We start from the raw sequence: 25,586 nt of genomic DNA, 5'->3' as shown, positions 1-25,586 counted from the left end.
AGCCGTTCGGAAGTCTGCAACACCTCGCCGATCAGGCTGCGCTGGCTGTCGAGGAAGCGGTTGAAGCCACGGGCCAGGTCACCCAGTTCGTCCTGGCGTGCATCATCCAGGCGGTGGCTGAGATCACCCGCACCGCTGCCGATCTGCACCAATGCCGCAGTGACGCGACGGATTGGTCGCACCAGACCACGCGCCAGCAGCACCACCAGCAGTAGCGACACCAACGCTACGGCACCACCGATGAGACTGGTCAGCCAGACAGCCTGGTGCATTTGCGCGTAGATTTCCGACTCTGGCACTTCGGCCACCAGGGTCCAGTTGAGGTCGCGCAGGGGCAAGCCAAGCGCCAGGTAGCGTTCGCCGTCGCGGCTGAAACGGCTGCTGCGCAGGCCTTCGCTTCCCGTCATGACGCCCTTGGCTGCGTCCGTGCCAAGCTGCTCGGCAAGCTGGCGCTTGCCACTGAAGGCAGCGTCCGGATGCACCTGGATCAAGCCATCGTTACGCACCAGAAATACTTTGCCGTGTTCGCCGAAGCTGAAGTCGTGAATCAGCTTCGAGAGTTCGGTCATGCGCAGGCCCATGCCGGCCACGCCCACCAATTGGCCTTGCTTTTCTACGCGGTAGTCGATGAACAGCGCCAGCTCGCCGGTCGCACCGTCGATGTCGATGTTGATGAACCGCTCGGCGCCGCTGTCGATGTAACCGTAGAACCATTTGTCCTTGGGGTTGCTGCGGTCAAGGGTGCGGTCCAGGCCATTCTCGTTGTAGTAATGGCCGGTTTCGGTCGAGGCAAACAGCGTGGTGAAGGCTTTGTTGCGCTGCTTGGCGGCGGCCAGGTATTCGATGAATTGCGGGGCCTGGACGGGGTCTTCGCCAGCAGCCAGCCAGTCGCGCAGCAGGGTGTTGCCGGCAATGTCTGCTGCAGCTACCAGCGGCTGGCCGAGCATGCGCTCGATGTCGTTGCGGATGGCTTCGATGCTGGCCGGCAGCGCAGTGTCGACCAGGTAGCGATCGGTGAGGCGGTTGAGCGCCACGGTGAAAATGATGACCACCACCAGGATGCTGGCCAGCAGGGCGGCGCCCATGCTGGTGATCAATTGCCACTGGATGCTTTTACGCCAGATACGCATGCCCCTACTCCCCGCACATTATTGTTTTGCGAGAAGTGTATACACTTGCGTATCCAGTTAATCCAGTGATCTAGAACAACAACACGAATCCTGTGGGAGCGGGCGCGCCCGCTCCCACAGGGATCTCGGTATCAGGCCGTTATTGCTCGGCAATGGTCCGCACGATGGCGTCCACCGTGGCGTCGATCTGCGCCTGGGTACGTGCCAGGGTTTGCTGGTGTTCTTTCTGCAGTTCAACCTGCTTTGAGCACAGGTTAAGGGCAGCCAGCACCAGCAACTTGTCGCCGATCAGGGTCGGGTACTGACGCTTGGTCTCGTTCAGGGCGGTGTTGAGCATCCGCACCGCCTGGGCCAGGGTTTCTTCCTGGCCTTCGGGCGCCTTGATCGAATAGTCGATGCCGAGAATCGACACGACATTGACCGGCTGCTCGTGCAATCTCATGCGCCGACGCCAGCGCTGGCGCGATCAACCAGGGCCTGCAGGCGGGCAGCGGTGCTGCCGTTTTTCTCTTCCTGCTCCATCAGCGACAGTTGCAGGGTTTCGTTCTCTTCCTTGGCCTGCGCCAATTGCGTGCCGAGGGTAGCGTTCTGCTCGGTGAGTTGAGCGTTTTTCTGCATCAGGTCGCTGACCAGTTGCTCGATTTGATTCAGGGAAGCTTCCAGCATGGGTCTATCTCAGGTTGTTGCGAGGGGCGCACACGATAAAGAAAAGTGCCGCCCATCGCCATTAAATATCAGATTCATAAGGTGTCGAACCCGCAGATTGACAGGGTAACGGCCCCCTTGTTCCGACCTGCGTCAACCGCCGGTCAGGAAAAGGTTAGCCACCTCACAATTTTCACCGGTCGCACTCAAGACTGGCCAGTCACGACCGATAGCCCGGCAAGTCATGTTTTGTCGCACTTTACGCACCTTATTTCCCCTTGCCTGGACCCTCCTCTCCATGTCTCTACGCAACATGAATATCGCCCCGCGCGCGCTGCTGGGCTTCGCGCTGATCGGCCTGCTGATGCTTGGCCTTGGTGTCTTCTCGCTGATACAGATGGGCAACATCCGCCAAGCCGGCGTGGCTATCGAGCAGGTCAGCGTGCCCAGCATCAAGATCCTCGACGAACTCACCGCGCTGAACCTGCGTATGCGCACCCTCTCCTACCGCCTGCTGCTCAACCGTGAGCCAGAAACCCAGCGCGATACCCTCAACCTGCTGGACCAGCGCAACAGCCAGATCGACCGCGCACGCCAGGCCTACCTGCCCATGATCACCGCTGCCGACGAACAGGCCGCGTTCGACCAGTATGGCCAGTTGCTCAACCAGTACCGCCAGCTGGAGTCGCGCATGCGCACCCTGAGCCAGGCCGACCGCCTGGACGAACTGCGCGACCTGCTGAACCGTGACCTGCTGGCCAATTCCGAGCAGATCAACAAGGTCATGGACACCCTCGTGCGCATCAACACCGACCAGACCCGCGCCACCAACGAAAAAGCCGCCAGCCAGTACGCTGCGGCTTTCGCCCTGGTGATCGGCCTGCTGGTTGCCGCCACCGTGCTGACTTTCGCCTGCGCCTTCCTGCTGACCCGCAGCATCGTCAAACCGATCGAAGAGGCGCTCAAGTGCGCCGAGCAAGTCGCCGACGGTGACCTGACCCACGTCATCCGCGCCGAAGGCACCGACGAAGCCGCCCGTTTGCTGCGCGCCATGGCCCGCATGCAGGACAAGCTGCGCGATACCCTGCAGCTGATCGCTGGCTCTGCGACCCAGCTGGCCTCGGCGGCCGAAGAGTTGAACGCCGTCACAGACGAAAGCGCCCGTGGCCTGCAACAGCAGAACAACGAGATAGAACAGGCCGCCACTGCCGTAACCGAAATGACCAGCGCTGTGGAAGAAGTGGCGCGCAACGCCGTGAGTACCTCGGAAGCGTCCAGTGAAGCCAGCCGCTCGACCGGCGACGGTCGTGACTTGGTAATGGAGACCGTGGGCGCCATCGAGCGCATGAGCGGTGATGTGCAGGCCACTGCCAAATTGATCACTCACCTGGCCGAACAGTCGCGCGACATCGGCAAGGTACTCGACGTGATCCGCGGCCTGGCCGACCAGACCAACCTGCTGGCGCTCAATGCTGCCATCGAGGCGGCGCGTGCCGGCGAAGCGGGCCGTGGTTTTGCCGTGGTGGCCGATGAAGTGCGTGCGCTGGCACACCGTACCCAGCAGTCGACCAGCGAGATCGAGCGGATGATCGGCAGCATTCAGGGCGGCACGGAAGAGGCTGTGGAGTCGATGCGCACCAGCACCGAGCGTGCCGAGTCGACACTGAATATCGCCCGGGGCGCGGGCATGGCGCTGGATACCATTGCTGGGGCAGTGGCACAGATCAACGAGCGGAACCTGGTGATTGCCAGCGCGGCGGAAGAGCAGGCGCAGGTGGCGCGGGAAGTGGACCGCAACCTGGTGAACATCAATGACCTGTCGGTGCAGAGTGCTACCGGGGCGCATCAGACCAGTGCGGCGAGTGCTGAACTGTCGCGCCTTGCCGTGGACCTGAATGGGTTGGTGGCACGCTTCCGTACCTGATCTGAAGAACCTGGGGCCGCTATGCGGCCCTGATCTGTTCAGCGCTTTTGATGGGGCTTGAAGACCTGCTGGCGATAGGGCCAACGAAAGGCGAGAACTCGGCCTCTGCCAGATCCATCACGAAGGGGCCATAGCCATCCTTAAGCTTCTTGTTCAGGGATTTGGCAGTCGAAAATCCTTTCACCCCAACCTTCACAAGGCCTGCGGCAACGACCAACTCATTACTACCAGGTACGCCGTAAGAAACCAGCTTACTTCCAACGAGGGCCGTCCACTTCGCTGTTTCAGACACTACTTTTAGCCTGCTAGGGCCAGACCAGGCAGCTTTGATCCGCGAAGCTAACCATATAGCGTTTTTAAACAACGCAAGGACACTCATCGCCCCACTTGGGTCATGCCTGTTAACCGGATCGTCCAGGCAATAGGCATAAGCACTGATGCCACCCTTGGAGAATGGGCTCAGATGGTCTGCAGATAAGAATCGCCTTAAAGCTGGGCGGTATACTCTTCTGCCGTTGCCGAGCAAGTAATTGCCAGTGAACCGATCTTGGAACTCTCCATTGAATACGAGCAATGATTCAGCCCTGCCAGGCTGTAGGCCGTAAGGATCGTACGGCACTGAGCTCAATATACTCACGGCAGTCGAAGCGCGCTGCATCATTCAGATCCTCAAAGTGGTCTGAAGTGAAGTTACTCCACATTCAGATACTCTGGAACTGACATATCTGCTAGCTCTCCAATAGCACCGAGGGCCGCTTCGCAGCCCCAGCATCTCTTAATCAGTAATCGATCCGCACATCCCCCTTCGGCACACTGCAGCACGACAGGATATAGCCCTCGGCTTCGTCCTCTTCGGTAATGCCGCCGTTGTGCTCCATCTCCACCTCACCGCCCAGCTTGAGCACCTTGCAGGTGCCGCAAATGCCCATGCCGCAGGCTTTCGGGATCATCAAGCCAACCTTGGCCGCCGCCGCATGCACGGTTTCGCCCGGAGCAATGCGGATGCTCTTCTCGCTACCGATGAACTCCACCAGGTTGAGGTCGGAAACATCCAGCTCCGGTGCATCGGCCGCCTGCTCGGCGTGCTCCACTGCATCGGCCTTGGCCTCGGCCGGGGTCGCGCCGAACGACTCCTCGTGGTAGTTCTTCATGTCGAAGCCGACCGCTTCGAGCATGCGCTTGACCGCCGTCATGTAGGGCGTCGGGCCGCAGCAGAACACCACGCGGTCCATGTAGTCCGGGGCAATCAGCTCCATCAGGCGCTGGTTGAGATAGCCGCGATACCCGGCCCATGGCTCGCCCAGGCCATGCTTCTCGCAAATGATGTGCAGGCTGAAGTTGGGGATGCGTGAAGCCATCTGTTCCAGCTCGCGGTGGTAGATGATGTCCTTCGGCGAGCGGGCGCTGTGTACGAACACCATGTCGACGTTGGCGTTGGTGTCGTAGAACCAGCGCGCCATCGACATGACCGGGGTAATGCCCACGCCACCCGACAGGTACAACACCTTGGCTGCCGGGAAGTCGATGGCGTTGAACAACCCCACCGGCCCGTGCACCGGCAGCTCGGCACCTTCGTGCATGGTGTCGTGCAGGAAGTTGGACACCAGGCCGCCCGGTACACGCTTGACGGTGATCGAGAAGCTGTACGGCACCGATGGCGAACTGGAAATGGTGTAGGAGCGCATCACCGGCTTGCCTTCGATCTCCAGCTCCAGGGTGACGAACTGCCCGGGTTTGAAGAAGAACATGATCGGCTGATCGGCCATGAAGCAGAAAGTGCGCACGTCCCAGGTCTCCTGGATGACCTTGACGCAGCGCACGATGTGGCGGCCGTTGGCCCAGGTCTGGGTGGTGACCGGATTGAGGAAGGTATCGGACATGTTCATCTCCAGCAGCCGACTATTGGGCTTTTTATGGCTTGGATAATGCGCAAGCTTGCGGCTACGTACATTCCTGCCAGCGACATCGGCGTGCTTATCGCGACCAGCCCCGCGCCACAAGGGTTGGGGCGTCGTAATTCAAATCGGCCATGTCGCCCATGGATACGGTTCGCTGCGGCTTCGGACGCACACTCCACGGCAAATAAACACGCTGTTTCTTGATAAGCAGCCTTGCGGCACCACAACAACGATTAGCCACCTTTTGCCGGCCGCACACGGCCCCGAGGAATACACGATGGACGTCACCGCAACCCTGAGCCTGGGCGATCCACTGGAACCTGCACGCAAGGCTACCGCCGAGATGCTGCAGACCCGCGAGCGCACCTACTCGCTGCCCCAGCCTTTCTACACCGACGAGCGTCTGTTCCAGATCGACATGCAGGAGATCTTCCAGAAAGAATGGCTGATCGCCGGCATGACTTGCGAAATTCCGGCGAAAGGCAACTACATCACCCTGCAGATCGGCAACAACCCGATCCTGGTGGTGCGTGGCGCCGAAGGTAAGGTGCACGCCTTCCACAACGTCTGCCGCCACCGCGGCTCGCGCCTGTGCGTCAGCGACAAAGGCAAGGTGGCCAAGCTGGTGTGCCACTACCACCAGTGGACCTACGAACTGGACGGCCGCCTGCTGTTCGCCGGCACCGAAATGGGCGCCGACTTCGACATGAAGCAGTACGGCCTGAAGCCGGTGAACGTGAAGGTGGCCGGCGGCTACATCTTCATCAGCCTGTCGGAAAACCCGCCCGCCATCGACGAGTTCCTGGCCACCCTGGAACACTACATGGAACCGTACGACATGGAGAACACCAAGGTGGCGGTGCAAACCACCTTGATGGAAAAAGCCAACTGGAAGCTGGTGCTGGAAAACAACCGCGAGTGCTACCACTGCAGCGGTTCGCACCCGGAGCTGCTGCAAACCCTGCTGGAGTGGGACGACACCAACGACCCGCGCGCCAGCCAGGAATTCAAGGACCACGTGGCCGCCTCGGCCGCCGCCTGGGAAGCCGAGAAAATTCCGTACCTGCACAAGAGCCACGGCCTGCGTAACCGCATCGTGCGCATGCCGCTGCTCAAGGGCACCGTATCGATGACCATGGACGGCAAGCAGGCCTGCCAGAAGCTGATGGGCCGCATCAAGAACCCAGACCTGGGCTCGATGCGCATCCTGCACCTGCCGCACTCGTGGAACCACTGCATGGGCGACCACATGATCGTGTTCACCGTGTGGCCGATCAGCGCTCAAGAGACCATGGTCACTACCAAGTGGCTGGTGCACAAGGACGCTGTGGAAGGTGTGGACTACGACCCAGAGCGCATGCGCAAGGTGTGGGACGCCACCAACGACCAGGACCGCCGCCTGGCGGAAGAAAACCAGCGTGGCATCAACTCCACGGCGTACCAGCCTGGGCCTTACTCGAAGACTTACGAGTTTGGCGTGGTGAACTTTATTGACTGGTACAGCGGGCGAATGCTGAACAACCTGGGGGCGGAGCCGGCGGCGTATCTGAAGGAAGTACAGGCGCAGTAAACGCAAGACCTGCATACCGGCTACACGGCCGTCTCTCTGACGGCCGTTTGACGCTCATTGATAACATCCATCTGCGACAAACTTCGGTGCCTAGGGGCTGTCGAGGGCGGAGGGGTCACCCCTGTACTAAAAGGCCATTCCGGCTCACGCAGCGAGCTTCTGCCTGAAGCTGGAAATTGAATGTTGCCTTGAGCGGATTTAATTGGATAACGCGAGCCGAGCTGCTCTACGGCAAGTTGTCCTACTTCTACAGCTGAAGAGATGGTTGCCGCTACTCCAAACGAAAAATCTGCCATCACCAACGCATCGTTATTTGCCCCCGCAAGGCGTGCCACCCCCGTACCAATACTGGCTAACGCGGTGCTGCCCCCTACCCCCATCAGCATCTTTTGCCTCCAATCCAACCGTGGTAGCTCGCTCTCTATCGTTCCCGTCGCGAGGTCACCATTGCGACTTGCTGCAAACTCTGGATCATAAGAAAAATACCTTCTGGTGATGCGCATGTCCTTGAGGTACTTATAGGCTGTGATGCCCAAATTCAATACCCCGCTCAGAATGCTTCTTACAGGCGCGGCGTATTGTATGAATCGCCCGCTGGGATCTGTGAAGTTGACAGGATCATTGTGACAGTACGCATACGCATTAATGCCCCCACGATAAAATGGGCTGAGACTATCAGGGCTCGTGAATCGCATCAGCGCTGGTCGGTAGGAGCGATGGCCATTTCCCAACGGGTAATTACCAGCCAATGAATCACGATATTGGCCGCAAAAAGCAAGCCCTGGTATTGGAGGCGTTTTGACGTTTCCATAGGGTGAATAAGCGCGCGGCTCGGTGGGTTGCCCCCTCATGACTGATTGTTGCAGATCGGTGCTTAGCAATAACGTCGACATGGTTTACCCACAGGTGCCGAATCTTGTGGATACCTTAGCGATAGCTTTGGAGTGTGAGTACTGGTAAAAATACTAGGCGTGTATTGATCATTATTTGATCAAACCCAGACAGGCCTTATGGAGCGTGGTCTGCAGCGGATTCCGTACACCTTACCCACAGAGACACCAACAGAGTTTGTGAGCAAAGCGCAGCCATGCCGCGTTTACTCTGTGGATAAGCGATTCAAGGCCTTGATAATCATGGATCAGAAAGCATCCTGACCAATTTGATCGTTTTTTAATCAATTCCTCACAAGCCATAACCTGCGCGGCTTTCAGGTAGTGCCGAACAGATTATCCACAGACCCGCTAACAGCGATTGTGGGCAAAACCAGACAGCGCTACGTCAATCTGTAGCTGATGAGCCGAGCCAGCGCTGATCACTTTCTGATCAAAACTCTGTAAGCCCCGCTGTGTAAGGCCCACAGCCATGCGCCAACACTTTATCCACACCTTGGCGAACAGATTCCGTGGGCAAAACAAACGTGTACCTGATATTTCTGCCAGTTTCGCCAAATCCAGCGATGTGATTGGGTAATGGCCACTACTTTGGCATTACTCAGGAGTGACTTATGCACAGCCGCCAGGAAGGCACTGTGAAGTGGTTCGATGAAAAGCGGGGGATCGGAGTTATCAGCGCCGAAGGGCGGCGTAGGGATTACCTGGTTTTGCGCTGCGCCGCAGTGAATGTGGTGTTGTCGAAGGGGGAACGGGTGTTATTCGAGCCAGTGAGCGAGGCGCTAGGCTGTTGGGCGTTCAATGTGGCCAAGGCACATCATTAGCCTGTCAGGCCCAATCGCCGGCAAGCCAGTTCCCACAGGTATTGCACAGGGCCCGAAGGCAGTAGTAATCCTGTGAGAGCCGGCTTGCCGGCGATGGGGCCAGCTCAGGCTTCAGCGCAACACGCCTTCTTCTACCAACAGCTTGAGAATGGCCTCAGCGCCCTCCTGTGGCGAAACATCCTTCAACACCTTGCCACCGCCACCACTGGCCTTGGCCGTTGCCGCCTTCATCCGGTCAGCACCGCTTTTGGCCTTGATGACCTTCAAGCGCTTGGGCCGTGGCCGGGCCGGTTGCAGCTCGGCTTCGGCCAGCAGGTCGTCCTCGACGATGGCCACGTTACGCGCCGCCAATACACCCCGGCGCGCCGGCCCGAAGGCGCTCTGGCGCGGCTTGGGCGCAGCGTTATCCACAGTCGCCAGCAACGGCAAACGCACTTTCAACCGACGCCGCTGACCACGCGGTAGAGCTTGCAGTACCTGGGCGGTGCCGTTCTCGATCGACTCCACCTCAGCCAACCCCACGATCAACGGCCAGCCAAGTTTTTCGGCCAGCAGGAAGGGCAACATGCCCGACCCTTCACCCGTTTCGGCCTGGCTACCGGTCAGCACCAGCTGCGCCCCGGCATCGCGCAGGTAATCGCCCAGCACGCCCAGCACATCGGCACCGGCCGGCTGCTCCAGAACATCCAGATGGTCCAGGCCCATGCCCAGGTAGGCGCGCAGCGCTTCTTCCTGTGGGTCGCCGGCATGCACCACCTGCAAGTTATCCCCAGCCAGCTGCAAACCCAGTTCCACGGCGCGGGCATCCTGCTCGGCGCGGCGGGCGCGTCCGGAGCTTGGGTGGGCACCGATGGAAACCAGGCTGATCACTTTCGTACTCATGCTCGTGCCCTTATGCCGCGTCGCGCTGGCCGCCGCTGCGGAAGTTGTCCACAGCCTCGATCAGTGCCTTGAGAATCGCCGAGCTGTCGCCAATCACCGACAGGTCGGCCCGTTTGATCATGTCGCAGCCCGGGTCCATGTTGATCGCCACCACCTTGTCGCAGGCGCCAATGCCCTGCAGGTGCTGGATCGCGCCCGAGATACCCACAGCCACGTAGACCCGTGCGGTCACCCAGGTACCGGTAGCACCCACCTGGCGGTTGCGCGGCATGAAGCCATCGTCCACCGCCACCCGCGAGGCGCCTTCGGTGGCGCCCAAGGCTGCGGTAGCCTTGTGGTACAAATCCCAGTCCTTGACCCCGTTGCCGCCCGAGACGATGAACTCGGCCTCAGCCATGGCAATGGTGGCCGGGTCCACGGCCACCGAGCCGAGGTCTTCGATACGCGACAGGCTGCGCGCCACGCTTGTGGACAACTCCACCGGCAACGCTTCGTGGCGGGTTTCGCTGACCGGTTCGGCACACTCTGCCGCCGCCAGGATCAGGCGCGGTACGGCGCGCTGCAGGTCTTGCTGGCCGGCACCGGCACGGCCGATGCACTGGCCATCCTTGACCTGCCACACCCGCGTCGCCGGACGCTCGCCCAACGCGGCACCCAGGCGCCGGCCCAGTTCGCCACCACCGGTGCGGCTGTCGGGCAGCAGCCAGTGGCGTGGGGTGAACTGGTTATCCACAGCCCGCAGGCCCTGCACCAGTTGCTCCGGTGCATAACCCTCGAATGCTTCACCTTCGATGACCAGCAGGCGGTCGACGCCGGCTGTGGAAAAGTTGCTTTCCTTGTGTTCGTTGAACACCACCGCCAACACCGCACCATCGCTGCCAGCCAGGCTGTGGGCCAGGCCAAGCAGGTCGCGGTCGTGGCTGCTCAGGCGGCCACCGACCATGTCCGGCACCACGGCAATGTAGAACGCCGGCGCTGGCACTTGATGCAGCGGCAACTTGACCTCGGTCGCCGCCGTGCGCCGCCCGCCCACACCGGTGCCCTGCTGAGCACCGCTGCGGTCGATGCGCTTGATGCCGGCCGGGCCGATGAAGCCTGCGGCAATCGCATGGGGGTTCTTGCGGATGAGGCCGTTGGGCCCCATCCAGCTGGTCTGTTGCGTCTGCATGGCCGCATGCAGGGGGTGCAGGCGGTTACGGGCGATCCACTCGGCGCGTGGGTCGCGGCGGATAATGTCGCTCATCAGTGCACCTCCGCAGGTTCACGTTTAGCCGCTTGCGGCTTTGGGGCGGCGGGCGATTCCTCTTCGATCAGCACGTCGGCCACCAGCTCGGCCAGGTCCTTGATCTGTGGGCGCGGTTCGACAACACCTTCGAGCATGGCGGTACATTGCGGGCAACCCACGGCCACCAGCTCGGCCTCGGTTTCGCGAATGTCGTCCATGCGCATGTCGGGGATACGCTGCTTGCCCGGGATGTCGGTGATCGGCGCACCGCCACCACCGCCGCAGCAACGGGAACGGAAGCCAGAACGTTGCATCTCGCGCACTTCGATACCCAACGCCTTGAGCACTTCACGCGGGGCTTCGTACTCGCCGTTGTAACGGCCCAGGTAGCACGGGTCGTGGTAAGTGACACTGCCGCCCTTGTGCTGGCCAAGGTTGAGCTTGTTGGCCGCGATCAGTTCGGCGATGTAGGTGCTGTGGTGCTGCACCTGGTATTCGCCGCCCAAGGCGCCGTATTCGTTCTTCAGCACATGGAAGCTGTGCGGGTCGCAGGTGACGATGCGCTGGAACTTGTACTTGGCCAGGGTCTGGATGTTGCGTTTGGCCAGTTGCTGGAAGGTCGCCTCATCGCCCAGACGGCGGGCGACGTCGCCGCTGTCGCGTTCTTCCAGGCCGAGCACGGCAAAGTCCACGCCCGAAGCCTTGAGCACTTTGACAAACGAACGCAGGGTGCGTTGGTTGCGCATGTCGAAGGCACCATCGCCGACCCAGAACAGCACTTCGGTGGTTTTCACCTCGGACAACAGCTTCAGGTTGAGGTCAGCAGCCCAGTTCATGCGCCCGCCAGGGGCGAAGCCGCCAGGGTTGTCGGTGGCGATCAGGTTGTCCAGCACCTCGGCGCCCTTGTTCGGGGTAGCGCCCTTTTCCAGGGTGAGGTGGCGGCGCATGTCGACGATGGCATCGACGTGCTCGATCATCATCGGGCATTCCTCGACGCAGGCACGGCAAGTGGTGCACGACCACAGCGTTTCGGCATCGACCAGGCCATTGACGATCGGCTGGTGCGGGTGGCCGCCGTGTTCGCCAATCGGCTTGCCTGGGTACGGGCTGCCGGCGAACTGGGCGTCGGTGCCACCGGCCAGACCGATGACCATGTCCTGGATGAGCTTTTTCGGGTTCAGCGGCTGGCCAGCGGCAAAGGCCGGGCACATGGCTTCACATTTACCGCACTGCACGCAGGCATCGAAGCCCAGCAGCTGGTTCCAGGTGAAGTCCGCCGGTTTTTCCACGCCCAGCGGCGCATTCGGGTCTTCCAGGTCCAGCGGTTTGAGGCCAGTGGAGCGGCCGCCGCCGAAGCGTTCGGCGCGGCGGTGCCAGGCCAGGTGCAGGGCACCGGCGAAGGCGTGTTTCATCGGGCCGCCCCAGGTCATGCCGAAGAACAGCTCCGACACGCCCCACAGCACGCCCAGGCCTAGGATGCAGACCATCACCCAGCCACCGGTGTTGGCGGGCAGGATGCCAGCGACCGGCAAGGTGGCGATGAAGAAGCTTACGGCGAACGCCATCAGGCTCTTCGGCAGGCGCATCCACGGCCCTTTGGACAGGCGCGAAGGCGGGTTGAGGCGGCGCTTGAAGACAAAGATGGCGCCGCTGAACATGATCACGGTGGCCACCAGCAACGCGTAGCCGAGGATTTTGCTTTGCAGGCCAAAGCCATGCACCAGGATCGCCAGCACGGCCGACAACACGAAGCCGCCCGCAGTGGCCACGTGGGTCTTGGACATGTACTTGTCGCGCTCGACCACGTGGTGCAAGTCCACCAGGTAGCGGCGCGGCATGGCCAGCAGGCCGCCGATCAGGTTGACCTTGGACGGCCGGCCTCGCCGCCACATGCGCACCCGGCGCAGGGCGCCGAGCACCGCCAGGCCAAGGGCAGCGAACAGCAGGATGGGTAGAAGGGTGTTCAACATGGGAGGCTCCCACAACAGCTGGATTCTTGCGCCGCCCTGAAGGCCAACGCGGACCCCTGTAGGAGCGAGCGAAGCTCGCGATAGCGCCCGATCAGACAACCCGGTGCCAAGGCTGACGCCATCGCGAGCTACGCTCGCTCCTACAGGGGGGCCAATCCCGCCTCTAGAGAGGCGGAGCGATCAGAAGTCCTTGCACAGGCGCAAGGCGTCGTAGATCGCCGCATGCACGTTGCGCTGGGCCACGCAGTCGCCGATGCGATACAGCAGGTAGCCTTCGCCCGGCTGGCTGAGAATCGGCTGTGGCTTGATGGCGAACAGCGCCTCCACGTCGATCTGGCCTTTGTTGCGCGAACCTTCCTTCAGGGCGTAATACAGCTGCTCGTCAGGGCGCACGCCGTTCTCCACCACCACCTGGTCGACCACGCGCTCTTCCTTGGCGCCGGTGTATTCGTTCTCCAGCACCGCCACCAGCTTGTCGCCTTCGCGGTAGACCTTTTCCAGCATCATGTCGCCGGTCATGATCACTTCTTTGGGGTACATGCTGCGGTAGTAGGTCGGGAACGTAGTACCGCCCATGGCAACGCCCGGCTTGATGTCGTCGGTGACGATTTCCACCTGGCTGCCCTTGTCCGCAATGAAGTCGGCCACCGACATGCCGGTGAACTCGCAGATGGTGTCGTACACCAGCACGTTCTTGCCCGGCGCAACCTTGCCGTCGAGCACGTCCCAGCTGCTGACCACCAGCCCTTCTGCGGCGCCCCAGTGCTCGTTCTGCTCCAGGAACGAATGGCCGCCCACTGCCAGCACGATCACGTCCGGGCGCAGATCCTGGATGGTGGCAACGTCAGCGGCGGTGCCCAGGCGCAGGTCGACTTTCAAACGCGCCAGCTCCAACTGGTACCAGCGGGTGATACCGGCAATCTGATCACGCTGCGGTGCCTTGGCGGCGATGGTGATCTGCCCGCCAATCTGGTCTTTCTTCTCGAACAGGGTCACGTCGTGGCCACGTTCGGCCGCTACGCGGGCAGCTTCCATACCGGCAGGGCCAGCGCCAACCACCACCACCTTGCGCTTCACGCCGGTGGTTTTCTCGATGATGTGCGGCACGCCCATGTATTCACGGGAGGTCGCGGCGTTCTGGATGCACAGTACATCCAGTCCCTGGTACTGGCGGTCGATGCAGTAGTTGGCACCGACGCACTGCTTGATCTGGTCAATCTGGCCCATCTTGATCTTGGCGATCAGGTGCGGGTCGGCCATGTGCGCACGGGTCATGCCGACCATGTCCACATAACCGCCTTCAAGGATGCGCGTTGCCTGGTTCGGGTCCTTGATATTCTGCGCGTGCAGCACCGGGACCTTGACCACTTCCTTGATGCCGGCCGCCAGGTGCAGGAACGGCTCCGGCGGGTAGCTCATGTTGGGGATAACGTTGGCCAAGGTGTTGTGGGTGTCGCAACCCGAGCCGACCACGCCGATGAAGTCGAGCATGCCGGTGGCGTCGTAGTACGCGGCGATCTGCTTCATGTCTTCGTGGCTGAGGCCATCGGGGTGGAACTCGTCACCGCAGATACGCATGCCCACGCAGAAGTCGTCACCGACCTCGGCACGCACGGCTTTGAGCACTTCCAGGCCGAACTTCATGCGGCCTTCGAAGGTGCCGCCCCATTCGTCGGTACGCTTGTTGACCCGTGGGCTCCAGAACTGGTCGATCATGTGCTGGTGCACCGCCGACAGTTCCACGCCGTCCAGGCCGCCCTCTTTGGCGCGACGTGCCGCTTGCGCGTAGTTGCCGATCACCCGCCAGATCTCTTCCACCTCGATGGTTTTGCAGGTGGCGCGGTGCACGGGTTCACGGATACCCGACGGCGACATCAGGGTCGGCCAGTTGAAGCCGTCCCAACGCGAGCGACGGCCCATGTGGGTAATCTGGATCATGATCTTGGCGCCATGCTTGTGCATGGCGTCGGCCAGGTTCTGGAAGTGCGGGATGATGCGGTCGGTCGACAGGTTGACCGACGCCCACCATTCCTGCGGGCTGTCGATGGCCACGACGGACGAACCACCGCAGATCGCCAGGCCGATGCCGCCCTTGGCCTTTTCTTCGTAGTACTTCACGTAGCGGTCGGTCGTCATGCCGCCGTCAGTGGCGTAGACCTCGGCGTGCGCGGTGCTGAGCACGCGGTTGCGGATGGTCAGTTTGCCGATCTGGATCGGCTGGAACATTGCTTCGAATGCCATGACGCTATCTCCGGCTTACAACGGCTTTGTAACGAACAGGCCATCTTCGTGGCCTTCTTCCGACCCGCCGTAGACCTGTTCGGCCACGGTGCGGATCTTGCTGCCGCGGGCAGCGAGAATCTGGTCCATGGCGCCGGCGAACCAGCCGGTGAACATGTAGTCGACCTTGCGACCGCACTTGCCATAGACGTACACGAACGCAGAGTGCTTGAGCTTGACACTGCAGGTGCCTTTATCCAGGTCGATGTCCTGGATTTCGAACAGGCCCCAGCCACGCTGGCTCAGGCGCTTCATGTAGTGCTCGAACACCGCCACGCCTTCCAGGCCATGGCATTCAGCTTCTTTTTCACACCAGTGCCAGGCGGACTTGTAGCCGGCCTTGTAGAGGATTTCGGCATAGGCATCGGCGCCCAGCACTTCTTCGATACCCATGTGGTTGTTGACGAAGAAATGGCGCGGCACGTACAGCATCGGCAAGGCGTCGCTGGTCCAGACACCGGTCTCGCTGTCGACTTCGATTGGCAATTGCGGGGCGATCTTGGCCATGGAAACTCAACTCCATAAAATTTTTTGTGGGTGCCCCGGCGTTGCTGGCAGGGGCTATCAGGCTTGGAGAGCGGCTTACTCGCCCCAGACGTCCTTGAGGACGTTGACCCAGTTCTCGCCCATGATCTTGCGTACCACGCGCTCGGAGTGGCCGCGTTTGAGCAGGGTTTCGGTGAGGTTGGGGAACTCGCCGACAGTGCGGATGCCGAGCGGGTTGATGATCTTGCCGAAGTTGGTCAGGCGACGGGCGTAGCCCTTGTCGTGGGTCAGGTACTCGAAGAAGTCCTGGCCGTGGCCTTGGGTGAAGTCGGTACCGATACCGATGGCGTCTTCACCCACGATGTTCATGGTGTACTCGATGGCTTCGGCATAGTCGTCGATGGTGGAGTCGATGCCCTTGGCCAGGAACGGCGCGAACATGGTCACGCCAACGAAGCCGCCGTGGTCGGCGATGAACTTCAGCTCTTCGTCCGACTTGTTGCGCGGGTGCTCCTTCAGGCCCGAGGGCAGGCAGTGGGAGTAGCACACGGGCTTTTTCGATTCGAGGATGACTTCTTCAGAGGTTTTGGAACCCACGTGGGACAGGTCGCACATGATGCCGACGCGGTTCATTTCCGCCACGATCTCGCGGCCGAAGCCCGACAGGCCGCCGTCACGCTCGTAGCAACCGGTGCCCACCAGGTTCTGGGTGTTGTAGCACATCTGCACGATGCCCACGCCCAGCTGCTTGAACACATCCACGTAGGCGATCTGGTCTTCGAAGGCATGGGCGTTCTGGAAGCCGAAGAGGATGCCGGTCTTGCCCAGTTCCTTGGCCTTGCGGATGTCGGCGGTGGTGCGCACCGGCATCACCAGGTCGCTGTTGTCGCGGATCAGCTTCTGGCTGGCAGCGATGTTGTCGACGGTTGCCTTGAAGCCTTCCCAGACCGACACCGTGCAGTTGGCCGCAGTCAGCCCGCCTTTGCGCATGTCTTCGAACAGCTCGCGGTTCCACTTGGCAATGATCAGGCCGTCGATGACGATGCTGTCGGCGTGAAGTTCGGCTGGGCTCATCAGGCTGTCCCCTTTTATTGAGTTGGGCTGCGCCAAACCTTCTGCCGGCGCTTTGGGGCCAGCATATGCCTGTGCCCAATGACGCCCCGATGCAAAAACGACAGGGGGTTTGCCGAAAGCGTCAATGCGCGACAACACGCCCTCTGGCATGCGGCGTGGCGATGAGAGACAGTCTCGATAACGACGTTTCTGGCCGTTTTATGAACATTTCGTCAGAGAGCTACCGCCTTGCCTTCGGCTGAGCGAGAATCCCTGCGATTCGTCAGCCTGTTGAGGAGAAAACGGATGAAATCATTGGCATGGCTGGTACTGCTGGCTGTCGTATCGGGCGCCCAGGCCGGCGAGGAAGAAAGCACCCCGTGCGACAACGTCGAGACCGACCAGCAGACCTACGCGTGCGCTGCGTTCAACAAGCAGACTGCCGAGCGTGAGCTGAAGTCCGCTTACGATGACTTGATCCAGCGTATTCGCGACCAATATGCCGATGAGGGCGACCAGGCTACCGCGCTGGTCGGGCGTATGGATGCGGCCGAGAAGCTGTGGACACAGCTGCGCGATGCGGATTGCAAGGTTGAGACCTATGCCGAGAAGCCCGGGAGCAAGGCGTTTCAGGCGGCTTGGGACACCTGCGTGGCGCAGCGCAGTGATGACCGGTCGGAGTATTTGCAGAGCATTGGTCAGCAGTAAGCCTGCACCGGCCTCTTCGCGGGTTTACCCGAGAAGAGGCCGGTGCAGGCAAAATTCACACCGCCCTGGCCAACCTGTCCTCCCGCGGGCAACGCTGGTACCGCGCCCGATAGCAGCGCGTAAAGTACGAAGCAGACTCGAACCCGCACGCCACCCCCACCTCCAGCACACTCATGTCGGTCTGGCGCAACAACTGCCGCGCCTTGTCCAGCCGCAGTCGCAGATAGAACCCGCTTGGCGTGTCGTCCAGGTGCACGCGAAACAACCGCTCCAGCTGCCGCCGGGTCACCTGCACCGCCTCAGCCAGCACCTGGGTATTGAGCGGCTGTTCGGTGTTGCGCTCCATTTCACCAATCACTTTCACCAGCTTCTTGTTGCTGATGCCATAGCGGCTGGCGATCTGCATGCGCTGGTGGTCCTGTCGCTGACGGATACGCCCGAGCACGAACTGCTCCGACACCTGCACTGCCAGCTCACTGCCGTGGGCCTGGGCAATCAGATCGAGCATCAGGTCGATCGAGGCCGTACCGCCAGCACACGTAATGCGCCGACGGTCGATCTCGAACAACTCCTGGGTCGCCTGCAAGCTTGGATAGTTTTCCTTGAAAGCCTCCAACGCCTCCCAGTGCACGGTGGCGCGGTGACCGTCGAGCAGCCCGGCTTCAGCCAGCACCACGGCGCCGGTATCAATACCGCCCAGGGTTACCCCGTCATGGTCCAGGCGGCGTAGCGCCTGCTGTAGTGTCGGCCCATAGCAAGTCAGGGGGTCGAAGCCTGCCACGATCAGCATGATGCCGGCAGGCTCGCCCGCTGCCAACGCTGCATCGGCATTCACCGACATGCCATTGCTCGCCTGAACCGCGCCGCCATCCAGGCTCAACACCTGCCAGCGATACAACGGCCCCTTGAAGCGGTTGGCCACCCGCAGGGGTTCCAGAGCACTGATGAATCCCATGGCCGAAAAGCCGGGTAACAGCAGGAAATGAAAGTTTTGCAGCATTGCATGCTCCACGGCAAAGGTGGTCGCCTCCGTGCAAATGTTGGTCGCCAGGGTGCGATTTTTCACCCCTTCAGCAGCGTAGCGTGTTCACACGGCCCAGAGAGGTCGAAACCCCATAACAATATGCACTGCCGATGGAGAGCCACCATGCACAGCTTGATCCGCCGCAGCCTGTTGACCCTTGCCCTGAGCAGCATCGCCACCTCCCCCCTTTACGCCGCCGAACCTGCGGCCTGCAAGAACGTCCGCCTGGGCGTGGTCAACTGGACCGACGTCATTGCCACCAGCGCCATGGCCCAGGTGCTGCTCGACGGCCTGGGTTACCAGACCAAACAGACCAGCGCCTCGCAGCAGATCATCTTCGCCGGCATCCGCGACAAACGCCTGGACATGTTCCTGGGTTACTGGAACCCAATCATGACCCAGACCATCACCCCGTTCATCGACGCCAACCAGGTCAAGGTACTGGACAAGCCAAGCCTGGAAGACGCCCGCGCCACCCTGGCCGTGCCGAAATACCTCTACGACAAGGGTTTGAAGACCTTCGCCGACATCCATAAGTTCGAGAAAGAGCTGGGCGGCAAGATCTATGGCATCGAACCGGGCTCCGGCGCCAACACCCAGATCAAGGCAATGATCACCAAGAACCAGTTCGACCTGGGCAAGTTCCAGCTGGTCGAGTCCAGCGAGGCCGGCATGCTCGCCGCTGTCGACCGCGCCGTGCGGCGCAAGGAGGCGGTGGTGTTCTTCGGCTGGGCGCCGCACCCGATGAACGTGAACATCGACATGGCCTACCTGGGTGATAGCCAGGGTGCGCTCGGCCCGGACGAAGGCCGCGCGACGGTATGGACGGTGACCGCGCCGGACTACGCCGAACGCTGCCCCAACGCCCACCGCTTGCTGGCCAACCTGAACTTCAGCGCCGAGGACGAGAGCCGCATGATGCAGCCGCTGCTCGACCACAAGGACGCGCTGGAGTCGGCCCGCCAGTGGCTGAAAGACCACCCCGAGGACAAGGCTCGCTGGCTGGAAGGTGTGACCACCTTCGATGGCAAGCCGGCTGCAGACAACCTCAAGCTTACCGCCAACTGATCCGGCCCTATCGCGAGCACGCTCGCTCCTACAGGTTTCGCACACGCCAGGGGCCAACAGGCCCCCTGTAGGAGCGAGCTTGCTCGCGATCAGGCCCTGAAGCCCACACAAGGAACACACCATGAACCACGACGTCATCATCACCTGCGCCCTCACCGGCGCCGGCGACACCGCCTCGAAAAGCCACCTGGTCCCGGTCACCCCCAAACAGATCGCCGAAGCCGCCGTAGAGGCTGCCAAAGCCGGTGCCACCGTCGTCCACTGCCACGTCCGCGACCCGCAAACCGGCCGTTTCAGCCGCGACGTGGCGCTGTACCGCGAAGTCATGGAACGCATCCGCGAAGCCGACGTAGACATCATCGTCAACCTTACCGCCGGCATGGGTGGCGACCTGGAAATCGGCCCCGGTGAAACGCCGCTGGAGTTCGGCCAAGGCACCGACCTGATCGGCCCACTGGAACGCCTGGCCCACGTCGAAGCCCTGCTGCCGGAAATCTGCACCCTCGACTGCGGCACGCTCAACTTCGGCGACGGCAACTCGATCTACGTTTCCACCCCGGCGCAACTGCGCGCTGGCGCAAAACGCATCACCGAACTGGGCGTGAAAGCCGAACTGGAAATCTTCGACACCGGCCACCTGTGGTTCGCCAAGCAGATGATGAAAGAAGGCCTGCTTGAAGACCCCCTGTTCCAGCTGTGCCTCGGCATCCCGTGGGGCGCGCCGGCCGACACTACCACCATGAAAGCCATGGTCGACAACCTGCCCGCCAACGTTACCTGGGCCGGTTTCGGCATCGGCCGCATGCAGATGCCAATGGCGGCGCAAGCCGTGCTGCTCGGCGGCAACGTACGCGTGGGCCTGGAAGACAACCTGTACCTGGACCGTGGTGTGCTGGCCAGCAATGGCCAACTGGTCGAGCGCGCGGTGGAGATCATCTCGCGCCTCGGCGCCCGCGTACTGACCCCGGCCGAGGGCCGGGAAAAAATGAACCTCAAGCGCCGCTGATCCTTTCAGGAGACCAACATGACCTTCATTACCGAGATCAAGACATTCGCCGCCCTGGGTAGCGGCGTGATCGGCAGCGGCTGGGTCGCCCGCGCCCTCGCCCACGGCCTGGACGTGGTCGCCTGGGACCCGGCGCCTGGCGCCGAGCAGGCACTGCGCAAGCGTATTGCAAATGCCTGGCCAGCGCTTGAGAAGCAGGGCCTGGCGGCAGGGGCGTCGCAAGACCGCCTGAAGTTCGTCGCCACTATCGAAGAATGCGTACGCGACGCCGATTTCATCCAGGAAAGCGCGCCAGAGCGGCTGGACCTCAAGCTCGACCTGCACGCGAAGATCAGCGCTGCTGCAAAACCTGAGGCCATCATTGGCTCCAGTACTTCAGGCCTGCTGCCCAGCGAGTTCTACGAGTCTGCCACCCACCCCGAACGCTGCGTGGTAGGCCACCCGTTCAACCCGGTGTACCTGTTGCCGCTGGTCGAGATCGTCGGTGGCAACCGGACTTCGCCTGAAGCGGTCGAAGCCGCAAAAACCATCTACACAGCACTCGGCATGCGCCCGCTACATGTGCGCAAGGAAGTCCCCGGCTTCATCGCCGACCGCCTGCTCGAAGCGCTGTGGCGCGAGGCCCTGCACCTGGTCAACGACGGTGTGGCGACCACCGGCGAGATCGACGATGCCATCCGCTTTGGCGCCGGCCTGCGCTGGTCGTTCATGGGCACCTTCCTCACCTACACCCTGGCCGGTGGCGACGCCGGCATGCGCCACTTCATGTCGCAATTCGGCCCAGCCCTGAAACTGCCCTGGACCTACCTGCCGGCACCGGAGCTGACCGACAAACTGATCGACGATGTGGTGAACGGCACCTCGGCGCAACTGGGCGAACGCAGCATCGCCGCGCTGGAGCGCTATCGTGATGACACCCTGCTGGCCGTACTGGAAGCGGTGAAGACCAGCAAAGCCAACCACGGCATGGCCTTTGGCGATTGAGGAGACTGCAATGCCCGCACTGATCACCTACCGCACCCCAGTCCAGGAGGACTGGGTGGACTACAACGGGCATCTGCGCGATGCCTATTACCTGCTGATTTTCAGTTATGCCACGGATGCGCTAATGGAGCGCATCGGCCTGGATGCCGACAGCCGTGGGCAGAGCGGGCATTCACTGTTCACCCTCGAAGCGCACATCAACTACCTGCACGAGGTGAAGCTCGGCACTGAGGTGTGGGTGCAGACGCAGATCATCGGCTTTGATGGCAAGCGCGTGCACCTGTATCACAGCCTGCATAGGGCGGGGTTCGATGACGCGTTGGCGGCGAGCGAGCAGATGCTCCTGCATGTGGACCTGACGGGGCCGAAGTCTGCTCCGCTCGGGGAACCTACTGTGCAAGCACTGCAAGCACTGCTTGCACAGAGTCAGGATTGGAAGAAACCCGAGCATACAGGACGGGTCATTGGGCTACCCGGCTGATCAGCCCGGGCCAAGTGGTGAATCACTATCAGGCCGTACCACTTGGCTCGTCGACAAGATCATGCCTCTATTCAATCGTAAGTGATCCTCGTCACCGCCCCCATTAGACGACGGCTGAACTCCAGAGTATTAGGGCGACCGGTGCCCTGATGGATATTCTTGATAGTAAATTCACTTCCGTTGTGAAATCCGGAATAACAACTGTTAGTCGTGTACAGCGTATTCGCGAAACACAGCTTGCGCTGAGTGTTTGCGCCGTATAAACCTGAGACGACTGCGGATTCCGGGTTGAAAGGCTGGGGATCTTTACATTGTAGATACCAAGACAATTGCACATTGGCTCCAAGAGACAAGTCAATGGTACAACTGCGATTCTGACCGCGAAGTGTCAAAATCAGTTTTGGTTGTGGGTCAGGATAGAACGCCGCTACTGTTTCTCTGCGTTCGTTGAAGCGACGAGCGACATCACTGAAATCGACGTCCCCTAGAGGGCGCCCCTGGTAGCTAAGTCGAGGATTGGAGAAGTAGTGCACAGCACCAAAGGGAGTTGTCATTTGGGTATGAAATTTACCCACTTCATCTTTGTAACCGTACGCGTAATCAGGGACATTTGCTGGTTCGCTATGATGGTGCATAGCCCCTAAATTGTGTCCTAACTCATGCCCAAAGCGTTGGGGCAACTGATAATTGAAAAAGCATCTGACTTTTTCGCGGTGAGTCTAGCCTGCCCGCAAAGCCCCGGATTAGTAGAGTAGATTGAGACCATATCCGCCCGTAGGGCATCCCGCTGCTGCATGACCTGCTGATTACTCATCAGGTCCACAGCTTGCTGCCAGTAATCACTCGGCTGATTATAATCGGCATCATAAATACCTGCCAATTCAAACCTAATGGCGACACCACTGCTGGCCATGAGACTATTCGCGTCATTCAATGCAATTGCCAGTTCGAGTCTATTAAGAGGTCGCTGGGCCCTTACCTGGTTCGTTGTCACGAAGAGCAAACGAATAACACTACTCGCTGCGTGCGACGTCGTCGCTGTCGGAAGATCAGACGCAACTACTTTAGCGGACTGAACAGGCGCCCCATCGGGGGGCAATTTAGACTCGTCGATTTTAATTAAAACATACTGCCCAGGGCTGAGGGTCTGCACCCGGTAGGTCTGCCCTTCGACCACCACACTGCCCACAATATTTTCTCCGCTACGCGCGAGCGAAAGATAGAAAAATGGGTCACTGTCGATTTCCGAAGCGGACGATGCATGGGTCTGTTTCCAGGCCGATGGTTTGTAACCCACCCAGCCTTCGATTCCCGGAGTGATGGTGTTGTATTCGCGAAGATGAAACTGCGCCGTTTTTCCATCGGGCAATGTCACCGCCAAGACCTGCATCTGCTTACTGACCACTGCGGGATCCATTTTAATAAACGTGACTTCTGCGTTGGCCGGATCAGCCAGCAGCGTCGCGAGATAACCCTGCGCCGTCTGCTGAAGCGTCGCGCGGTCTTGGGTTGGTTGGAGGCTAAAGAGTTGGGCGGCAGTGCTGACCGTTGTGCTGACAGGCCCTGTCGAGGAAGAGCAGGCTGACAACAGCGTCAAGCCCACAATCGCGAATACATTCATCCAGTTAATTTTTTTCACACTGATCGCTCCTATGGAAATCCACAGGGCGTAGAAGAACAGAGCGCGCGTATCACGTCAGCTATCAAAAATGCTAGTTATTCGGTGTAGAGCATAAAAAAACCCCGCAAAGCCGTGAGCCAGCGGGGCCAAGAGCGAGCAACATCCACTGTGCATGAGTGAGGGTGACCAAACCCTCTGGTACCGTGAATGGCTGCAGTGTGCGGACTTGCTAGTTAGGGGATTTAGCCGTAAACGACCTGTTCTTAGCCAAAGCAGTCATGGCGGCAATCTGGTGTTGCGGGCGTGTCGCTGTAGACACAGAATCAGTCGTAAATCACAGCAGCACTCTCTTAGCGATAAAAGGGACAACAGCCATGATGCATGCGGATTTGATTGATCAGGACGACCTCGCCGGCCACCTGCGCGCGCGCGGGTTCGAGATTCCGGCCGGGGCCAGTGCCGAACAGGCTTGCGAAGCCGTGGTGCGAGGGCTGACCGAGCCTAATGCGCGGGCGCTGAAGGGGATGGTGGAGCAGATGTATACAGGTAGCGCGACCATCCTGCCGGCGGTACGCCAGGCGATCGACAAACAGCTGTTACCCGCGCTGGCGCAATTCAACAAACGCGCTTAACTGATTTTTCCTGTACTGGCCTCTTCGCGGTCAAGCCCGCTCCCACAGGTACTGCACCGGATTCAAAAGCGGTGCGATACCTGTGGGAGCGGGCTTGCCCGCGAAGGGGCCCGCGCTGTTTCAGAGCCTTACACTGGCAAACGTCGACTCGTTGCGCGCCTGGCTCAGAGCGGCCATAGGCCCACTGTGCGGCGACAGGGTCATGGCCTGCGGGATCGGCATCATCGCCACCTGCTGCGCAGTGTTGGAGCCCACACGCTCGTCACGCGGCGGAATGCCGAAGTACTCGCGGTAGCACTTGGAGAAGTGTGGCGTGGACACAAACCCGCATACCGACGCCACCTCGATGATCGACATCGGCGTTTGCTTGAGCAACTGCCGTGCACGAATCAGGCGCAGTTTCAGGTAGTAGCGCGATGGCGAGCAATGCAGGTACTTCTGGAACAAACGCTCAAGCTGCCGACGCGAAACCGATACGTATACCGCCAGTTCGTCCAGGTCGATCGGCTCTTCGAGGTTGGCCTCCATGAGCGCGACGATTTCCTGCAGCTTCGGCTGATTGGTGCCGAGCATGTGCTTGAGCGGCACGCGCTGATGATCCTGTTCGTTGCGGATGCGCTCGTAGACGAACATCTCGGAAATCGCCGCCGACAGTTCACGGCCATGGTCGCGGCTGATCAGGTGCAACATCATGTCCAGCGGCGCGGTACCGCCAGAGCTGGTGAAGCGGTTGCGGTCGAGGGTGAACAGGCGGGTGCTCATGTTCACCCGTGGGAAGGCTTCCTGCATTGCCGCCAGGCACTCCCAGTGCACGCTGCAATCGAAGCCGTCGAGCAGACCGGCACAGGCCAGGGCCCAGCTGCCGGTGCACACCGCACCAAGACGGCGCGACTGGCGAGCCTGAGCTTGCAGCCAGGTAACGTGCTCACGGGTGACCGAACGCTGAATACCAACCCCCCCGCAGACAATCACGGTGTCGATGGGCGGTGCATTGTTGATTGCAGCATCCGGAGTGATCTGCAAGCCATCGCTGGCCCACACCTGGCCGCCGTCGACGGTCAGGGTATGCCAGCGGTAAAGCTCGCGGCCGGACAGCTGGTTGGCCATACGCAGCGGCTCAACGGCTGATGCCAGGGAAATCAGGGTGAAATTGTCCAATAGAAGAAACCCGATGGACTGGGGTGTTGTGCGGTTCTGGGTTGGGTTCCCGGAGGTGTACGACGTCATCGCGATTTCTCCTCACACAAATGCAGGGTGTGCCTCAGGCGGGCACTGATTTCTTGTT

24 protein-coding genes and 2 pseudogenes are annotated in these 25,586 nt (G+C 60.8%); 10 read left to right on the top strand and 16 right to left on the bottom strand.

All coding sequences use genetic code 11. The annotated features are described in order from the left end of the window. Positions 1-56 precede the first annotated feature (56 nt). From mcpH to FHW75_RS21865, 3 genes and pseudogenes are all read right to left on the bottom strand, one after another. Positions 57-1,085: pseudogene (gene mcpH / locus FHW75_RS27275) on the bottom strand (methyl-accepting chemotaxis protein McpH); the annotation flags it as partial. A 184-nt stretch (positions 1,086-1,269) separates the two neighbouring features. Continuing rightward, entirely contained in the window at positions 1,270-1,572 is a 303-nt protein-coding gene (locus tag FHW75_RS21870; protein ID WP_016714522.1) for a cell division protein ZapA, read from the bottom strand. Then, positions 1,569-1,796 (bottom strand): hypothetical protein, encoded by a 228-nt coding sequence (locus tag FHW75_RS21865; RefSeq protein WP_016714521.1) that lies wholly within the window; start codon positions 1,794-1,796, stop codon positions 1,569-1,571. The genes FHW75_RS21870 and FHW75_RS21865 overlap by 4 nt, the downstream gene beginning before the upstream one ends. 223 nt (positions 1,797-2,019) lie before the next feature. Here FHW75_RS21865 and FHW75_RS27270 point away from each other — a divergent pair. Both FHW75_RS27270 and FHW75_RS27265 read left to right on the top strand, forming a co-directional pair. Next, positions 2,020-2,844: pseudogene (locus tag FHW75_RS27270) on the top strand (MCP four helix bundle domain-containing protein); the annotation flags it as partial. Beyond that, positions 2,827-3,699, top strand: a complete 873-nt coding sequence (locus tag FHW75_RS27265; protein ID WP_409347974.1) for a methyl-accepting chemotaxis protein — start codon at positions 2,827-2,829, stop codon at positions 3,697-3,699. The pseudogene FHW75_RS27270 and the gene FHW75_RS27265, both read left to right, overlap by 18 nt. Before the next feature lie 19 nt (positions 3,700-3,718). On the opposite strand, the gene FHW75_RS27260 is transcribed toward FHW75_RS27265, so the two are convergent. Both FHW75_RS27260 and gbcB read right to left on the bottom strand, forming a co-directional pair. Further along, positions 3,719-4,357, bottom strand: a complete 639-nt coding sequence (locus FHW75_RS27260) for an RHS repeat-associated core domain-containing protein (protein ID WP_019096470.1) — start codon at positions 4,355-4,357, stop codon at positions 3,719-3,721. Positions 4,358-4,478: 121 nt separating this feature from the next. Continuing rightward, positions 4,479-5,579, bottom strand: coding sequence for a glycine-betaine demethylase subunit GbcB (gene gbcB, locus FHW75_RS21850; RefSeq protein ID WP_019096469.1), 1,101 nt, complete (start codon positions 5,577-5,579; stop codon positions 4,479-4,481). Positions 5,580-5,874: 295 nt separating this feature from the next. On the opposite strand from gbcB, the gene gbcA reads away from it, so the two are divergent. Next, on the top strand, positions 5,875-7,167 hold the full coding sequence (gene gbcA / locus FHW75_RS21845; protein ID WP_019096468.1) for a glycine-betaine demethylase subunit GbcA: 1,293 nt from the start codon (positions 5,875-5,877) through the stop codon (positions 7,165-7,167). Positions 7,168-7,187: 20 nt separating this feature from the next. Here gbcA and FHW75_RS21840 read toward each other — a convergent pair whose 3' ends face one another. After that, entirely contained in the window at positions 7,188-8,060 is an 873-nt protein-coding gene (locus tag FHW75_RS21840) for an RHS repeat-associated core domain-containing protein (protein ID WP_159265810.1), read from the bottom strand. Positions 8,061-8,671: 611 nt separating this feature from the next. Here FHW75_RS21840 and FHW75_RS21835 point away from each other — a divergent pair. Then, positions 8,672-8,881 (top strand): cold shock domain-containing protein, encoded by a 210-nt coding sequence (locus FHW75_RS21835; RefSeq protein WP_019096467.1) that lies wholly within the window; start codon positions 8,672-8,674, stop codon positions 8,879-8,881. A gap of 111 nt (positions 8,882-8,992) precedes the next feature. Here FHW75_RS21835 and FHW75_RS21830 read toward each other — a convergent pair whose 3' ends face one another. From FHW75_RS21830 to FHW75_RS21805, 6 genes are all read right to left on the bottom strand, one after another. After that, on the bottom strand, positions 8,993-9,763 hold the full coding sequence (locus FHW75_RS21830; RefSeq protein ID WP_019096849.1) for an electron transfer flavoprotein subunit beta: 771 nt from the start codon (positions 9,761-9,763) through the stop codon (positions 8,993-8,995). A gap of 10 nt (positions 9,764-9,773) precedes the next feature. After that, complete coding sequence (locus tag FHW75_RS21825; RefSeq protein ID WP_019096850.1) at positions 9,774-11,006, bottom strand: electron transfer flavoprotein subunit alpha/FixB family protein; 1,233 nt, start codon at positions 11,004-11,006, stop codon at positions 9,774-9,776. Continuing rightward, on the bottom strand, positions 11,006-12,958 hold the full coding sequence (gene dgcB / locus FHW75_RS21820; RefSeq protein ID WP_183674553.1) for a dimethylglycine demethylation protein DgcB: 1,953 nt from the start codon (positions 12,956-12,958) through the stop codon (positions 11,006-11,008). Before dgcB ends, FHW75_RS21825 begins: the two co-directional genes overlap by 1 nt. Positions 12,959-13,138: 180 nt before the next feature. Then, entirely contained in the window at positions 13,139-15,199 is a 2,061-nt protein-coding gene (gene dgcA / locus FHW75_RS21815) for a dimethylglycine demethylation protein DgcA (protein WP_019096852.1), read from the bottom strand. A 15-nt stretch (positions 15,200-15,214) separates the two neighbouring features. Further along, positions 15,215-15,745, bottom strand: a complete 531-nt coding sequence (locus FHW75_RS21810; RefSeq protein WP_003255698.1) for a DUF5943 domain-containing protein — start codon at positions 15,743-15,745, stop codon at positions 15,215-15,217. 75 nt (positions 15,746-15,820) lie between these two features. Continuing rightward, the gene (locus FHW75_RS21805) at positions 15,821-16,798 is read right to left on the bottom strand and encodes a dipeptidase (RefSeq protein WP_003257506.1); all 978 of its coding nucleotides are present in this window, start codon (positions 16,796-16,798) and stop codon (positions 15,821-15,823) included. A gap of 285 nt (positions 16,799-17,083) precedes the next feature. Between FHW75_RS21805 and FHW75_RS21800 the strand changes: the two genes are divergently transcribed. Continuing rightward, positions 17,084-17,485: a lysozyme inhibitor LprI family protein gene (locus tag FHW75_RS21800; protein ID WP_019096853.1), complete on the top strand. Its 402-nt coding sequence runs from the start codon at positions 17,084-17,086 to the stop codon at positions 17,483-17,485. A gap of 55 nt (positions 17,486-17,540) precedes the next feature. Here the strand turns inward: FHW75_RS21800 and FHW75_RS21795 are convergent, their stop codons facing one another. Next, positions 17,541-18,485, bottom strand: a complete 945-nt coding sequence (locus FHW75_RS21795; RefSeq protein WP_019096854.1) for a GlxA family transcriptional regulator — start codon at positions 18,483-18,485, stop codon at positions 17,541-17,543. 147 nt (positions 18,486-18,632) lie between these two features. On the opposite strand from FHW75_RS21795, the gene choX reads away from it, so the two are divergent. The 4 genes from choX (at position 18,633) to FHW75_RS21775 (ending at position 22,048) form a co-directional block, all read left to right on the top strand. Further along, on the top strand, positions 18,633-19,577 hold the full coding sequence (choX, locus tag FHW75_RS21790; RefSeq protein ID WP_019096855.1) for a choline ABC transporter substrate-binding protein: 945 nt from the start codon (positions 18,633-18,635) through the stop codon (positions 19,575-19,577). A gap of 121 nt (positions 19,578-19,698) precedes the next feature. Then, the gene (locus tag FHW75_RS21785) at positions 19,699-20,583 is read left to right on the top strand and encodes a 3-keto-5-aminohexanoate cleavage protein (protein WP_019096856.1); all 885 of its coding nucleotides are present in this window, start codon (positions 19,699-19,701) and stop codon (positions 20,581-20,583) included. Positions 20,584-20,601: 18 nt separating this feature from the next. Continuing rightward, positions 20,602-21,567, top strand: coding sequence for an L-carnitine dehydrogenase (locus FHW75_RS21780; protein ID WP_019096857.1), 966 nt, complete (start codon positions 20,602-20,604; stop codon positions 21,565-21,567). A gap of 10 nt (positions 21,568-21,577) precedes the next feature. Further along, positions 21,578-22,048, top strand: coding sequence for a thioesterase family protein (locus FHW75_RS21775; protein ID WP_019096858.1), 471 nt, complete (start codon positions 21,578-21,580; stop codon positions 22,046-22,048). Between the two features lie 71 nt (positions 22,049-22,119). Here FHW75_RS21775 and FHW75_RS21770 read toward each other — a convergent pair whose 3' ends face one another. Beyond that, positions 22,120-22,683 (bottom strand): hypothetical protein, encoded by a 564-nt coding sequence (locus FHW75_RS21770; RefSeq protein WP_183674550.1) that lies wholly within the window; start codon positions 22,681-22,683, stop codon positions 22,120-22,122. A gap of 17 nt (positions 22,684-22,700) precedes the next feature. Continuing rightward, positions 22,701-23,687 carry a hypothetical protein gene (locus FHW75_RS21765; RefSeq protein WP_183674548.1) on the bottom strand — a complete coding sequence of 329 codons (987 nt, stop codon included), beginning with the start codon at positions 23,685-23,687 and terminating at the stop codon, positions 22,701-22,703. A 356-nt stretch (positions 23,688-24,043) separates the two neighbouring features. On the opposite strand from FHW75_RS21765, the gene FHW75_RS21760 reads away from it, so the two are divergent. Further along, on the top strand, positions 24,044-24,301 hold the full coding sequence (locus tag FHW75_RS21760; protein WP_012270100.1) for a hypothetical protein: 258 nt from the start codon (positions 24,044-24,046) through the stop codon (positions 24,299-24,301). A gap of 120 nt (positions 24,302-24,421) precedes the next feature. Here the strand turns inward: FHW75_RS21760 and FHW75_RS21755 are convergent, their stop codons facing one another. After that, positions 24,422-25,528 (bottom strand): GlxA family transcriptional regulator, encoded by a 1,107-nt coding sequence (locus tag FHW75_RS21755; protein ID WP_019096860.1) that lies wholly within the window; start codon positions 25,526-25,528, stop codon positions 24,422-24,424. Positions 25,529-25,586 lie beyond the last annotated feature (58 nt).

Origin of the sequence: Pseudomonas sp. OG7 (assembly GCF_014192825.1) — a bacterium.
Classification (GTDB): Bacteria; Pseudomonadota; Gammaproteobacteria; order Pseudomonadales; family Pseudomonadaceae; genus Aquipseudomonas; species Aquipseudomonas monteilii.
The sequence above is the reverse complement of the archived record's forward strand: the minus strand, read 5'-3'. Positions and strand labels throughout refer to the sequence as shown.